Origin of the sequence: Pseudomonas grimontii (assembly GCF_007858185.1) — a bacterium.
Classification (GTDB): domain Bacteria; phylum Pseudomonadota; class Gammaproteobacteria; order Pseudomonadales; family Pseudomonadaceae; genus Aquipseudomonas; species Aquipseudomonas grimontii.
Genome location: NZ_VFES01000010.1, coordinates 1 through 13,366 on the forward strand (window position 1 = coordinate 1; position 13,366 = coordinate 13,366).

The window sequence follows — 13,366 nt, forward strand, 5'->3', positions numbered from 1 at the left end:
GCAACAGCGCCAGGAGTTTTGGCCAGTCTTCATTCAGTTTTTGCGTGGCGTCTGTCACTGCTAGTCACTTCCTATAGCGAGGCAGTTTTTACTATAGCTTTTGAGATATGGTTAGCGCATATGGGGCAAGCCCCCTCCCACAGTTGTTTTGTGTTGGATTTGAGGTCAGCGGCGGTCGGCCACGACGCCAATCAACACCAGCACCACCACCAACACCGGTGCCAGGCTGTAGTTATTGAACTGGCTCAACCCCCGCACAATCCATGGCGTGGCGTAGATCAACGCAGCGCCGCTGCCGATCATGCACAGCAGGGCCATCAACGGTACGCGCAACGCGCCGGCAACGCTGCCCAGGCGGGCTTCGACCCAGCCCTTGATGTCGGCACCAAACAGCACCAGTAAACAGCCCACAAGGGCCAGGGAGATTTCCGACAGGTTGCTGCGGCTCCAGCGGGATACGGTGGCGAGCAGGTCGAGTACCAAATCCATTCGATTTCCTTAGAGCGTCAGCTCAAAAACTTCTGCAACAGGTCATTGAGAAAGAGTTGCCCGCGGTCGGTCGCCGCAAGGCGTGACGGTTCGACCTGCATTAAGCCACTTTGTTCTGCCTCGCGACGCGCCTCGTCGAGGCTCGCCAGGTCGAGGCCGGTGCGCTCGGCGTAGAGCGTGGCGTCGACGCCCTCGGTGAGGCGCAGGGCGTTCATCAGGAACTCGAACGGCAGTTCTTCGTTGGTCAGTTCCTTCGCCCCGGCCTGGAAGCTTTTGGCCGGGTTGAGGTAGTCCTTCGGTGCGCGGGTCTTCCAGGTGCGCACAATACGCCCGTCGGGGTGGGTGAGCTTGCCGTGGGCGCCGGCGCCGATGCCGATAAAGTCGCCAAAGCTCCAGTAGTTGAGGTTATGCCGCGCCGGGCGCCCGGGTTGGGCGTAGGCCGACACTTCATATTGCGCGTAACCGTGTTCGGCCAGCAGCGCCTGGCCAGCTTCCTGGATGTCCCACAGGGTGTCGTCTTCCGGCAGCGCGGGTGGCTGGTTCCAGAACACGGTGTTGGGTTCCAGTGTCAGCTGGTACCAGGACAGGTGCGTCGGCTTCAGCGCGATGGCCTGGCGCAGGTCGCTCAACGCATCGTCCAGGGACTGATCGGGCAAACCGTGCATCAGGTCCAGGTTGAAGTTGTCGAACCCGGCCTGGCGCGCCATCCCGGCAGCGCGTACGGCTTCGTCGCCGTTGTGGATGCGGCCCAGGGCCTGGAGCTTTTCCTGCTGGAAGCTCTGGATGCCGATGGACAGCCGGTTGATTCCCAGCTTGCGGTAAGCGACGAACTTCTCTTGCTCGAACGTGCCGGGGTTGGCTTCCAGGGTGATTTCGATGTCGTCGGCAAACGGGATGCGTGCTTCCACGCCTGTGAGCAATCGGCCCAACGACGAGGCGCTGAACAGGCTTGGCGTGCCGCCGCCGAAGAAGATCGAACTCAGTTCGCGCCCATACGCGGCGTGCAGGTCCTGATCGAGGTCGGCCAGCAAGGCGTCGACATACTCTTCTTCCGGCAGCACCTTGCTGGCGGTGTGGGAGTTGAAGTCGCAGTACGGGCATTTGCGCACGCACCACGGGATGTGGATATACAGCGCCAGGGGCGGCAGCACCGGCAAGGCCGCCCGAGGTGTTTGCGCGCCACCGTGGATCAGTGGCTGCGCGGAGGTGTTCTGGGTCATTTCAAGCCCAGACGCTGGCGCAGCAAATCCATTGCGCGGGCGCGGTGGCTGATCTGGTTCTTGTCGGCCGGGCTCAATTCGGCGCTGGAGACATTGCGCTCCGGCACCCAGAACAGCGGGTCATAGCCAAAACCGTGGTCGCCGCTGGCGGCGTGCAGGATGCGCCCGTGCCACAGGCCTTCGCAGAGGATCGGCAGCGGGTCATCGGCATGCCGCACCAAGGCCAGCACGCAGACGAACTGCGCGCCACGCATCGCGTCCGGCACGTCCCTGAGGGCGTCCAGCAGCTTGGCGTTGTTGGCCGCGTCGCCCTTGCCATCGGCATAACGCGCCGAGTAGATGCCCGGCGCGCCGCCGAGGAAGTCCACCGCCAGGCCAGAGTCGTCCGCCAGCGCCGGAAGACCCGAAATGCGTGCGGCATTGCGCGCCTTGAGGATGGCGTTCTCGACGAACGACAGGCCGGTCTCTTCCGGTTCCACCTGGCTGAACTCGCCGATCGAGCGCAGTTGCACGGAGTCGCCGAGCATGGCCTGGAGTTCTTTGAGCTTGCCGGCGTTATGGCTGGCCAGTACGAGTTGAGTAAGGTTCATCATTCCGCCGGAAACAGTTCCTGGTTGAATTGGAAACCATGGGCTTTACCACCGGCTTCGACATTGATGGTGAAGACTCGCACTTCCTGTTGCGGCACGTTATAGGGCGCGAGGTAATAGATCGCACCTTTCTCGGTGATCTGCTTGAACGTCAGAATCTCGCTCTTGCCGCTCAGGTCCTTGATGGTGCCGGTCACTTGCGCCGCCACCGGCGTCACGCCCTTGACCACGGACACATTGATCAAACCCTTGTTCTTGCTGCGCACCACGCCAACCGCCTGGGCTGTTTCGGGTTGCAGGAAGCTGGAGGTGAAGGTGTTGTAGTGCACGGTAATATCGCCAAATTCTTTTTGGCGCTTACTGTCGATAGCGTCGGCGGCCATGGCGTTGGCACCCAGGCACGCAGTCAGTAGAAAAATAGCCAAGCGACTCATGAGCGTCCCTCTGAAAAATGATTAGACGGCAATTTTGTGGTCGGTCAGGCCAGGACTGCTGACCCGATAAATACCAATTTCGCCCAACAGATTGGGCCATAGCTTGCTCGCCCAGCCGTGACGGTGCTGTTGATCGACGGCCAGGCGATTGATCACCTTGGCTTCACGCTCGCCACACAGGGCCTCGAAGTCTTCGAAGGTGCAGAAGTGGATGTTCGGGGTGTTGTACCAGGTGTACGGCAGGAAATCCGAGACCGGCATGCGGCCCTTGGTCGCCAGGTACCAGCGGCAGCGCCAGTGCCCGAAGTTGGGGAAGGTGATGATGCACTGGCGACCCACGCGCAGCATTTCGTCGAGGATGCGGTCCGGGTAGTGCACCGCTTGCAGGGCCTGGGTCATCACCACGATGTCGAAGCTGTTGCTGGCAAAGTTGCCCAGGCCCTTGTCCAGGTCCTGCTCGATCACGTTGATGCCCTTGGCCACGCACTGGGCGATGTTGTCCGGGTCGTTTTCCAGGCCGTAGCCGGTAACTTGCTTGTTGTCCCGCAGCCAGCTCAGCAGTTCGCCATCGCCGCAGCCCAGGTCGAGCACGCGGCTGCCGGCGGGGATCCAGTCTTGGATGATGTCCAGGTCGGCTCTCATGGCGTTCTCACAAAGTAATCCGGTTCATGTAGTTGCTGAACGCTTGCAGGTAGCGCGGGATCGGGATCAGGAAGGCGTCGTGGCCTTGCGGAGCATCGATCTCCAGGTAGCAGACGTCTTTTTTCGCAGCCATCAGGGCATCCACCAGCTCTCGGGAGCGGGCTGGCGAGAAGCGCCAGTCGGTGGTGAATGACATGACGCAGAACTTGGCCGTGGCGCCTTCGAAGGTTTTCGCCAGGTCGTCGTCGTGGTTGGCTGCCGGGTCGAAGTAGTCCAGGGCCTTGGTCATCAGCAGGTAGGTGTTGGCGTCGAAACGCCCGGAGAACTCCTCGCCCTGGTAACGCAGGTAGCTTTCCACCTGGAACTCGACGCTGTGGAAGTCGTAGTTGAGCTTCTCGCTCTTGAGGCCACGGCCGAATTTCTCGCCCATGGAGTCATCGGACAGGTAGGTGATGTGCCCAACCATCCGCGCCAGCATCAAGCCGCGCTTGGGGATCACACCGGCTTCCTGGAACGAACCGCCGTGGAACTCGGGGTCGGTGAGGATGGCCTGGCGCGCCACTTCGTTGAAGGCGATGTTCTGCGCCGACAATTTGGGAGCCGAGGCGATGGCCAGGCAATGGCGCACACGATCCGGGTAAGTGATGGTCCATTGCAGGGCCTGCATGCCGCCCAGGCTGCCGCCGATCACGGCGGCCCATTGTTGGATACCCAGCAGGTCGGCGAGGCGCGCCTGGCTGTGCACCCAATCTTCCACGGTGAGTACCGGGAAGTCGGCACCGAAAGGCTTACCGGTTTCCGGGTTGAGGCTGCTGGGGCCGGTGGAACCGTTGCAGCCGCCGAGGTTGTTCAGGCTGACCACAAAGAACTTGTTGGTGTCGATGGGCTTGCCGGGGCCGATGCAACTGTCCCACCAGCCAGGCTTGCGCTCGTCAACGCTGTGGAAACCAGCGGCGTGATGATGGCCGGAGAGGGCGTGGCAGATCAGCACGGCGTTGCTCGCCGTGGCGTTCAGTTGGCCATAAGTTTCATAAATCAGGTCATAGGCAGGCAGCGAACGACCACAGGCCAAGGCCAGCGGTTCGCTGAAGTGCGCCACTTGGGGCACGACCAGTCCAACAGAATCGGGGGGGAAGGCAGTTGGCATCGACCCTGCTCTCGTTTAAATGAGGCGTAAGTCTAAAGACCGATGCACCCAGCGGCAAGCGAAGGCCAAATGTGGGAGGGAGCAAGTCGAATCGTCGGCCCGCCCCTCCTGCATTTGCTCCGCCTATCAGATCAGCCCGAACAGTTCCTTGGGCATGTTCGCGAAGTCAGCCAGGTACGGAATGCCCCAGCCTTGTATCAGCTGGATTGCGATAAACGCGAAGATTGGCGAAATATCCAGGCCGCCCAGGTTGGGGACCCAGCGGCGGAACGGCGCGAGCACCGGCTCGGTGATCTGGGACACCAGCTCGGCACCTGGGCTGCGGCTGCCCGGCGCGACCCAGGACAGGATCACACTGATGATCATCGACCAGAAGATGATCTTCAAAAACAACGAGAAGATCCCGATCAGTGCCCATGGCAACAGCAGCACGGTGTAAGGCAGGTAGCCCTTGAGCATCAAGACCAGCGCGAACAGCAGAATCTGCAGCAGCAGTGCCAGCACCAGCGACGACATGTCCAGGCCGAACATGCTCGGGACCACCCGACGCAGGGGCTTGAGCAGCGGTTGGGTGGCCTTCACCACGAATTGGCACAGCGGGTTGTAGAAGTTCGCCCGCACCAGTTGCAGGATAAAACGCATCAGCACGATCAGCAGGTACAGGCTGCCCAAGGTCTGGATGATGAAGATGACGGCGTCATTGAGTCCAAGCATCATTTATTCCTTTGTAGGGATACGACTATTTGCCCAGCTGCTCGGCCATTTCAGCCGAACGATGTGCTGCGGCACCCAGTGCTTTTTCCACCAGGGCTTCAAAGCCCCCGGCCTGGAATGATTCGATGGCAGCCTGCGTGGTGCCGCCGGGGGAGGTGACGCGACGGCGCAACTCGGCAGCGTCCACTTCACTGGAGACAGCCATCTTCGCGGCGCCCAGGGCGGTTTGCTCGGCCAGTTGCTCAGCGACTTCCTGTGGCAGGCCCAGTTTCACGCCGGCGGCGGTCATGGCCTCGATCAGCAGGAAGAAGTAAGCCGGGCCGCTGCCCGAGACGGCGGTGACCGCATCCAGTTGCTGCTCCTGTTCGAGCCACAAGGCGATGCCCACGGCGGACAGCAGTTCCTGGGCCTGGTCACGTTGTTCGGCACTCACCTCGTGGGTGGCGTACAAGCCGCTCACGCCCTGGCGCAGCAGCGCCGGGGTGTTGGGCATGCAGCGCACGATCGGCTGGGCACCGAGCCAGTTGTTCATGCTGGCGCAAGTGATGCCGGCGGCGATCGACACCACCAGTTGGTGCGGTTGCAGGCTTGGGCGCAGGCTTTCGCACACGGCCTTCATGGCCTGTGGCTTGACCGCCAGCACGATCACATCGACGCCGTGGATGGCCTCGGCGTTGTCAGCGAAGGTTTCGATACCGTGCTCGGCGCTGACGCGGGCACGGGTCTCGGCGCCCGGGTCGCTGGCGCGGATCTGCGCGGCGTCCAGGCCCTTGGCCCGCAGGCCACCGATCAGGCTGGCCGCCATGTTTCCGGCGCCGATAAAGGCAATACGCGTGTTGCTCATGACAGGTCCTTACTCAGAGGGAAGTCAGCCATTTCATGGCTGGCCGTAGTCGCGGGCGCCAAACAGGGCGGTACCGATCCGCACCCAGGTGGCGCCTTGGGCGATGGCCGACTCAAGGTCGTGGCTCATGCCCATGGAAAGTGTGTCGAGTGGCAGGTTCAGGCTGTTTTGCAGGTCGCGCACGCGGGCGAATGCTGCGTCTTGTTCGGCCCGATCTTCCGTCGGCTCAGGAATCGCCATCAAGCCCCGCAGCTTCAAGCGCGGCAGGGCGCTGATCGCGTTGGCCAGGGCCGGCAGGTCGGCGGGCGTGCAGCCGGACTTGCTGGCTTCGCCACTGACATTGACCTGGATGCAGATATTCAGCGGTGGCAGCTCGGCCGGGCGTTGTTCGGACAGGCGTTGTGCGATTTTGAGACGGTCCACGGAATGCACCCAAGCGAAATTCTCGGCGATCGCGCGAGTCTTGTTCGATTGAATGGGGCCGATGAAGTGCCAACTCAAGGGCAGGTCGGTTAATTCGGCCTGTTTACCCAGGGCTTCCTGCAGATAGTTTTCGCCAAAATCACGCATCCCGGCGGCATAGGCTTCGCGCACGGCTTGGGCGGGTTTGGTCTTGCTCACGGCCAGCAGGTGGATGCTGTTTGCGTCACGTTGCACGGCGTCGGCTGCGGCGCGGATGCGCTGGCTAACCTGGCCGATATTGTCTGCTATCGTCGACATTCAAGATGCGCCCGTGGATATGGAGTCCGCGGCATTCTACTGGAAATGGAAAGCCCTATGGATATCACTGAATTGCTGGTGACCAGCGTGCGCCGGGGCGCCTCCGACCTGCATCTGTCGGCCGGTGTAGCACCGATGCTGCGCATTGATGGTGAGGTCTGGCCGTTGGATTGGCCGGTGCTTTCACCCCCGCAAGTGGCGGATTTATTGAGCCCGTTGCTCAACCGCTATCAACCAAAGGATTTCGAAACATCTCTTGAAACGGATTTTGCCTTCGAGTTGCCGGGCGTGGCGCGGTTCCGGGCGAACGTGTTTCAGCAGGATCGCGGCATGGGGGCGGTGTTTCGCACCATCCCGGCCGAGGTCCAGAGCCTGGAAAACCTCGGTTTGGGGGAGGTATTCCGGCGTATTGCCCAGCTTCCGCGCGGCCTGGTGCTGGTGACGGGCCCTACCGGCTCCGGCAAGTCCACCACCCTGGCGGCGATGATCGATTACCTCAATCAGCATCGGCGCCAGCACATCCTCACGCTGGAAGACCCCATCGAATTTATCCACACGCCGAAAATTGCCCTGATCAACCAGCGCCAGGTGCACCGCGACACCCATAGTTTCTCGCTGGCCTTGCGCTCGGCGCTGCGTGAAGACCCTGACGTGATTCTGGTGGGCGAACTGCGTGATTTGGAAACCATCCACCTGGCCCTGACGGCGGCTGAGACCGGGCATCTGGTATTTGGCACCCTGCACACCACCTCGGCGGCAAAGACCGTGGACAGGCTGGTGGACGTGTTCCCGGCGGGGGAAAAGGCCATGGTCCGCTCGATGCTGTCGGAGTCGTTGCAGGCGGTGGTGTCCCAGGTGCTGGTAAAGAAGGTTGGCGGCGGGCGGGTGGCGGCCCATGAAATCATGCTGGGCACGCCGGCCATTCGTAACTTGATCCGCGAAGACAAGGTGGCGCAGATCGTCTCGGTGATTCAGACCGGCGGCGCGTTGGGCATGAAGACATTGGATATGAGCTTGAAGGCGTTGGTCACGGAGGGCGTGATCAGCCGGGAAGAGGCAAGGGAGAAGGCGAGGGTGCCGGCAGACATATGAGGTCTTGCGGGCACGAAAATCAAATGTGGGAGGGGGCTTGCCCCCGATTGCAGTGGGTCAGGTACAGATAAGCTGACTGATTCACCGCTATCGGGAGCAAGCCCCCTCTCACATTGACTACTGCATTCCAGCTTCAGATCAGCGCTGGACGACTCGCAAGGTGTTCTGCTCTTTCGGCAGAACCCGCTTGGCAATCACGTAGTTCTTATCCCAGAACGGCTTTTTCAGCGTGTCGATACTGACCGACTTGCCACGGCGCGGTGCGTGGATGAAGCGGTCGTTGCCCAGGTAGATGGCAACGTGGTTCACCTGGCGGCTCTTCAGTTTGAAGAACAGCAGGTCACCTGGTTTCAGGTCCTTGCGCTCAACCTTCTGCCCGTGACCGGCGGCCATGGCGTTGGAGGTGCGCGGCAGATCCACGGCGGCTACGTCGTTAAATGCATATTTCACCAGGCCACTGCAGTCGAACCCTTTACTTGGGCTGCTGCCGCCCCAACGATAAGGTGTACCGAGCACGTTAACGGCGCGGCTGAGGACGGTGCTGCTTTGCTTGGTGTTGACTGCCACGAGGCCGGGAACTGCTTTACCGTGGGCCTTGCTCAATTGAGTCGGGCGGCTGACAGTCGGCTTTGCCGATTTGGCAGTACTTGGCGTGCTGTGGACTTTAGGGGTGAAACCGTTGACGTTCGGAAGTCGTTGCTCACGATTGGTGGCGTGGGCGGCCAGTGGCACTAATAGGCAAATGGTTAGCCATGTCTTTAAAAATGGTGGCATCAGGCGTGGCTCTTATGGGTTTGCGCGCAACTTTATAACAGCTTTTTGTGTCGTTCTCAGGCCGTTTGTCGACTGAACCTTGGGGTCAAAATCAGGAAAAACGCGACGAATCGCCGCAATTGTCCTACACAAGTCAGGTGGCATAAGGCTTTCAGGGGAGGGAAGATACCATTTGCCGTACGTCGGGCGCCTGTAAAAAAGTCACAAAGAAAGTGAAAAAATTTATCTATCGAAGCAAATGAGGTACTCCATGAACACCTATCAACAGGTTGGTCCGCAGCAAGACACCCACAGCAAGGTGATCGGTTACCTGCTCTGGATTTTCGGGTTTACCGGTGCCCATCGTTTCTATTACGGCAAGCCAGTGACCGGCACGATCTGGTTTTTCACCTTAGGTTTACTGGGGATCGGCTGGCTGATCGACCTGTTCCTGATTCCGGCCATGGACCGTGAAGCGGACCTGCGCTTTACCGCTGGCCCTATCGAATACAACGTGGCGTGGATTCTATTGGCGTTTCTGGGGGTGTTCGGCGTGCACCGCATGTACCAGGGCAAATGGATCACCGGCCTGATCTACCTGCTGACCGGTGGTTTGTTCCTGGTGGGGGTGCTGTATGACTTCTGGACGTTGAATACGCAGATTTCGATCCGCAATGCCGAGCGCAATGGCGGGCGTTGAATGTTGTGAAGATTCAAATGTGGAGGGGTGCGGTTCGACTTGCTCCCGATAGCGGTGGATCAGCCAGCTTATTTGTAGCTGATCCACTGCAATCGGGGGCAAGCCCCCTCCCACATTGACCGTGTCCGCTTTAGAGCCCTTCAAGCCTGGTAGCTGATGCGCCCATCCACCAAGGTGTAGCGCACGCTCGCCGGCAGGCTATGGCCGATGAACGGGCAGTTTTCACCCTTGGACAGCCAGTGTTCCCCGGCAATTGTGGAACCGGCCGGGTCAAACAGCACCAGGTCTGCCGCCGCGCCTACCGCCAGTTTCCCAGCCGGCAGGCGCAAGGCCTCGGCCGGGCCTGCACTCAGGCGTGCCAGCAGTGTCGGCAGGTCCAGCAAACCGTCTTCCACCAACGTCATCGCCAGTGGCAGTAACAGCTCAACGCTGCTGATACCTGGCTCTGTGGCGCCGAACGGTGCCAGCTTGGCATCGCGCTCATGGGGCTGGTGGTGGCTGGAAATCGCCGAGACCACGCCCGACTTCACTGCCGCACGCAAACCGTCACGATCAGCCAGTGTGCGCAGCGGCGGTTGCACGTGGTAAAGGCTGGAGAAGTCGATCAGCGCCTCATCCGTCAACAGCAACTGATACAGCGCCACGTCTGCCGTCACCGGCAGGCCACGGGCCTGGGCCTGGGCGATCAGGGCCACGCCCCGGGCGCTGGTCAGCTGGCTGAAGTGCGCGCGCACGCCGCTTTGCTCAACCAGCAACAGGTCACGGGCCAGGGCTACGGTTTCAGCGGTTTCTGGAATGCCTGGCAAGCCGAGGAAGCTGGCGACGGCGCCTTCATGGGCCAGGCCGCCTTCGGCCAGGTCGCGGTCCTGGGAGTGGAAGATCACCGTCAAATCGAAGGTGGCCGCATATTCCAGGGCGCGGCACAGGGTACGGGTGCTGCGAAAACTCTCCAGACCGTTGCCGAACGCTACGCAACCGGCGTCGCGCAGGGCAATCAGTTCGGCGAGTTGTTCGCCTTCGAGGCCTTTGCTCAGGGCGCCGATGGGGAACACTTTGCAATTGCCGGCTTCACGGGCGCGGTCGAGGATCAGCTCAGTCACCGCCGAGGTGTCGAGCACCGGTTTGGTGTGCGGCGGGCAGCACAAGCTGGTGACGCCACCGGCTGCGGCCGCGCGGGTCTCGCTGTTGATATTGCCTTTGCGGCTGTAGCCCGGCTCGCGCAGGGCGACGTTCAGATCCACCAGGCCCGGGGCGGCCACCAGGCCGTTGGCATCGATGGTCTCGCTGGGGCTGAAATCACGGGGCGCGGCGCCGATGGCGATGATCTTGCCGGCCTCCAGATGAAGATCGGTGACGTGATCCAGGCCACTGGCCGGATCGATGACTCGGGCGCCGAGAATGCTGAGCTTCACTGGGCCTTCTCCTGCTCGAATTGACGTTGCGCGGTTTGCCCGCTCATGGCCATGGACAACACCGCCATGCGCACGGCGATGCCATACGTGACCTGGTTGAGAATCACCGACTGGTTACCGTCGGCCACCGCCGACTCAATCTCCACGCCTCGGTTGATCGGCCCCGGGTGCATCACGATGGCATCCGGTTTGGCGCCGGCCAGGCGGGCGGTGGTCAGGCCGAACAGGCGGTAGAACTCGCCTTCGCTCGGCAGCAGGCCACCCGACATGCGTTCGCGCTGCAGGCGCAGCATGATCACTACGTCTACACCCTTGAGGCCTTCGGTCATGTCGGTGTAGACCTTCACGCCGTATTGTTCGACGCCGATGGGCAGCAGGGTTTTCGGCGCTATCACGCGGATGTCCGGGCAGCCCAGGGTTTTCAGGGCCAGCATGTTCGAGCGTGCCACCCGCGAATGCAGGATGTCGCCGACGATGGCCACCGAGAGGTTTTCAAAGCTGCCCTTGTGCCGACGAATGGTGAGCATGTCGAGCATGCCCTGGGTCGGGTGGGCGTGACGGCCGTCGCCGCCGTTGATGATCGCCACCTGCGGGCACACGTGCTCGGCAATGAAGTGCGCGGCACCGGAGTCACCGTGGCGCACCACGAACATGTCGGCGGCCATGGCTTCCAGGTTGCGCAGGGTGTCGAGCAGGGTCTCGCCCTTGCTGGCCGACGAGGTGGACACGTTCAACGTGATCACGTCGGCCGACAGCCGTTGCGCCGCCAGTTCGAAGGTGGTCCGTGTACGGGTGGAGTTCTCGAAGAACACGTTGCAAATGGTCTTGCCGCGCAGCAGCGGGACTTTCTTCACCGCCCGGCCGCCAACTTCGAGGAACGAGTCGGCGGTGTCGAGGATTTCGGTGAGCAGTTCGCGGGGCAAACCGTCGAGGGACAAGAAGTGTTGCAGCTGGCCCTGAGCATTGAGCTGCAGCGGGCGCTTGGCATCTAGAGGCGTCATCGCGGGGACTCTTTACAAGGCGGTTTAAAGGGCAAGGTCTTGCAGTTCGAGTTCGAGCGGCGTGGGACCGGACAATTTTACTCGCTGGCTGGCCTCAAGGGACAGCGTGGCGCCAACCACGTCCGGACTGATGGGCAGTTCGCCAGCATCCAGGTCCAGCAGGCAGACCAGGGTGATGCTGGCCGGGCGCCCGTAATCGAACAATTCATTCATGGCGGCGCGGATGGTACGGCCGCTCATCAGCACGTCGTCAATCAGCACCAGGTGCTGGCCTTCAATCTCGAACGGCAGGGCGGACGGGCGCACTTGTGGGTGCAGGCCATTCTGGCTGAAGTCGTCACGGTAGAAGGACACGTCCAGGGTACCCAAGGGCGAGTCGCTGCGCAGTTCGTCCAGCAACGCCTGGGCGACCCACACACCGCCGGTGCGAATACCGATAAAGCGCGGTTCGCTGATGCCACGGTGTTCCAGGTGCGCCTTGAGGCGTAACGCCATCTGGCTGATCAGTTCGGCGGGATTGGGCAGGCTCATGGTGGCTCCTTCAAGTTCAAGACAGGCGATAGTGTGTAGGAGCGACAGGCAAGCCGCGTCAGTCAGGATTCAAATAAAACGGTGTTTTCGTCCAGCCAGCCTTGCAACAGCAAGGCGGCGGCAATGGCGTCCACCGGGTTGTCGCGGTAGCTGCCTTTCTGTCCGCCACGGTCGCGTCGCTCGCCCTTGGCTTCAAAGGTGGTCAGGCGTTCATCGTGGGTATAGAAGGGCAGGTTGTAGCGGCCATTGAGACGGCGGGCGAACTTTTCGGCGCGCAGACACATGTCGCTGGGGGTGCCGTCCATGTTCAGGGGCAGGCCGACCACCACGGCGTCAGGCTTCCATTCTTTAATGAGGGCTTCGACCTGGTTCCAGTCCGGTATGCCGTTCTGGGCCTTGAGGGTGCACAGCTCGCGGGCCTGGCCGGTGATCACCTGGCCGACCGCTACGCCGATCTGCTTGGTGCCATAGTCAAAACCGAGGATCAGACGCAAGGCCATCAGGCGTGCCCCGCCTGGCTGGTCAGCAGGCTGAGGTTGACCCGCAGCTTGGCCGCGGCGGCTTCCAGGCGCAGTTCACTGGCGGTGTTGAACAGGATGTCGGCATCGAACGGGCAGGTTAGCCAGGCATTGCTGGCCAATTCGGCTTCCAGCTGCCCGGCTTCCCAGCCGGCGTAACCCAGGGTGATCACGCTTTGCTCAGGGCCCACGCCGTCGGCGATGGCGAACAACACGTCCTGGGAGGTGGACAGTGAGACCCCGTCCAGGTCCACCGTGGCCTGGAACTTCGGCCCGGTCGGGTGCAGTACAAAGCCGCGATCGGTCTGCACCGGCCCGCCGATGTAGATCTGTACGCCCTGGCAGCGGGCCGGTGGGTCGACCTCCGGGCGCAGTTGTTCAAGGATGTCGGCCAGGTTCAGCGCTTGCGGGCGGTTCACCACCAACCCCATGGCACCATTGGCCGTGTGCTCGACGATGTAGGTCAAGGTCTGCGCAAAGTTCGGGTCGGCCATATGGGGCATGGCGATCAGGAATTGGTGCTTGAGGTAGGTCGGGCTGACATTTTTCATGTCCGCTA

17 protein-coding genes are annotated in these 13,366 nt (G+C 61.6%); 2 read left to right on the forward strand and 15 right to left on the reverse strand.

Annotated elements, in window-relative coordinates; translation table 11 throughout:
• Positions 1 to 165: 165 nt before the first annotated feature.
• The 9 genes from FIV39_RS16415 to FIV39_RS16455 form a co-directional block, all read right to left on the reverse strand.
• Positions 166 to 489 (reverse strand): DUF3392 domain-containing protein, encoded by a 324-nt coding sequence (locus tag FIV39_RS16415; RefSeq protein WP_010207241.1) that lies wholly within the window; start codon positions 487 to 489, stop codon positions 166 to 168.
• 17 nt (positions 490 to 506) lie between these two features.
• A complete protein-coding gene (hemW, locus tag FIV39_RS16420) occupies positions 507 to 1,709 on the reverse strand; it encodes a radical SAM family heme chaperone HemW (protein WP_090401649.1) in 1,203 nt (400 codons plus the stop codon).
• Positions 1,706 to 2,302 (reverse strand): RdgB/HAM1 family non-canonical purine NTP pyrophosphatase, encoded by a 597-nt coding sequence (rdgB, locus tag FIV39_RS16425; RefSeq protein WP_090401650.1) that lies wholly within the window; start codon positions 2,300 to 2,302, stop codon positions 1,706 to 1,708. The genes hemW and rdgB overlap by 4 nt, the downstream gene beginning before the upstream one ends.
• Positions 2,299 to 2,733: a DUF4426 domain-containing protein gene (locus FIV39_RS16430; RefSeq protein ID WP_090401651.1), complete on the reverse strand. Its 435-nt coding sequence runs from the start codon at positions 2,731 to 2,733 to the stop codon at positions 2,299 to 2,301. Before FIV39_RS16430 ends, rdgB begins: the two co-directional genes overlap by 4 nt.
• 21 nt (positions 2,734 to 2,754) lie before the next feature.
• The gene (gene metW / locus FIV39_RS16435; RefSeq protein ID WP_017735309.1) at positions 2,755 to 3,375 is read right to left on the reverse strand and encodes a methionine biosynthesis protein MetW; all 621 of its coding nucleotides are present in this window, start codon (positions 3,373 to 3,375) and stop codon (positions 2,755 to 2,757) included.
• Positions 3,376 to 3,382: 7 nt separating this feature from the next.
• Positions 3,383 to 4,522 carry a homoserine O-succinyltransferase MetX gene (gene metX / locus FIV39_RS16440; RefSeq protein ID WP_090401652.1) on the reverse strand — a complete coding sequence of 380 codons (1,140 nt, stop codon included), beginning with the start codon at positions 4,520 to 4,522 and terminating at the stop codon, positions 3,383 to 3,385.
• Positions 4,523 to 4,648: 126 nt separating this feature from the next.
• On the reverse strand, positions 4,649 to 5,236 hold the full coding sequence (locus FIV39_RS16445) for a YggT family protein (protein ID WP_027606093.1): 588 nt from the start codon (positions 5,234 to 5,236) through the stop codon (positions 4,649 to 4,651).
• 25 nt (positions 5,237 to 5,261) lie between these two features.
• Positions 5,262 to 6,080: a pyrroline-5-carboxylate reductase gene (proC, locus tag FIV39_RS16450; protein ID WP_090401653.1), complete on the reverse strand. Its 819-nt coding sequence runs from the start codon at positions 6,078 to 6,080 to the stop codon at positions 5,262 to 5,264.
• 33 nt (positions 6,081 to 6,113) lie between these two features.
• Positions 6,114 to 6,800 carry a YggS family pyridoxal phosphate-dependent enzyme gene (locus FIV39_RS16455; RefSeq protein ID WP_090401654.1) on the reverse strand — a complete coding sequence of 229 codons (687 nt, stop codon included), beginning with the start codon at positions 6,798 to 6,800 and terminating at the stop codon, positions 6,114 to 6,116.
• A gap of 57 nt (positions 6,801 to 6,857) precedes the next feature.
• On the opposite strand from FIV39_RS16455, the gene FIV39_RS16460 reads away from it, so the two are divergent.
• Entirely contained in the window at positions 6,858 to 7,892 is a 1,035-nt protein-coding gene (locus FIV39_RS16460; RefSeq protein WP_090401655.1) for a type IV pilus twitching motility protein PilT, read from the forward strand.
• Between the two features lie 138 nt (positions 7,893 to 8,030).
• Here FIV39_RS16460 and FIV39_RS16465 read toward each other — a convergent pair whose 3' ends face one another.
• Entirely contained in the window at positions 8,031 to 8,666 is a 636-nt protein-coding gene (locus FIV39_RS16465; protein WP_090401656.1) for a C40 family peptidase, read from the reverse strand.
• A gap of 250 nt (positions 8,667 to 8,916) precedes the next feature.
• On the opposite strand from FIV39_RS16465, the gene FIV39_RS16470 reads away from it, so the two are divergent.
• Positions 8,917 to 9,345 (forward strand): NINE protein, encoded by a 429-nt coding sequence (locus FIV39_RS16470; protein ID WP_065938121.1) that lies wholly within the window; start codon positions 8,917 to 8,919, stop codon positions 9,343 to 9,345.
• Positions 9,346 to 9,485: 140 nt separating this feature from the next.
• Here FIV39_RS16470 and FIV39_RS16475 read toward each other — a convergent pair whose 3' ends face one another.
• From FIV39_RS16475 to FIV39_RS16495, 5 genes are all read right to left on the reverse strand, one after another.
• Positions 9,486 to 10,757: a dihydroorotase gene (locus FIV39_RS16475; RefSeq protein WP_090401657.1), complete on the reverse strand. Its 1,272-nt coding sequence runs from the start codon at positions 10,755 to 10,757 to the stop codon at positions 9,486 to 9,488.
• Positions 10,754 to 11,758, reverse strand: a complete 1,005-nt coding sequence (locus tag FIV39_RS16480) for an aspartate carbamoyltransferase catalytic subunit (protein ID WP_090401658.1) — start codon at positions 11,756 to 11,758, stop codon at positions 10,754 to 10,756. Before FIV39_RS16480 ends, FIV39_RS16475 begins: the two co-directional genes overlap by 4 nt.
• A 24-nt stretch (positions 11,759 to 11,782) precedes the next feature.
• Positions 11,783 to 12,289: a bifunctional pyr operon transcriptional regulator/uracil phosphoribosyltransferase PyrR gene (gene pyrR, locus FIV39_RS16485; protein WP_090401659.1), complete on the reverse strand. Its 507-nt coding sequence runs from the start codon at positions 12,287 to 12,289 to the stop codon at positions 11,783 to 11,785.
• A gap of 62 nt (positions 12,290 to 12,351) precedes the next feature.
• Positions 12,352 to 12,789, reverse strand: a complete 438-nt coding sequence (gene ruvX, locus FIV39_RS16490) for a Holliday junction resolvase RuvX (protein ID WP_090401660.1) — start codon at positions 12,787 to 12,789, stop codon at positions 12,352 to 12,354.
• Positions 12,789 to 13,358, reverse strand: coding sequence for a YqgE/AlgH family protein (locus FIV39_RS16495; protein WP_090401661.1), 570 nt, complete (start codon positions 13,356 to 13,358; stop codon positions 12,789 to 12,791). The genes ruvX and FIV39_RS16495 overlap by 1 nt, the downstream gene beginning before the upstream one ends.
• Positions 13,359 to 13,366 lie beyond the last annotated feature (8 nt).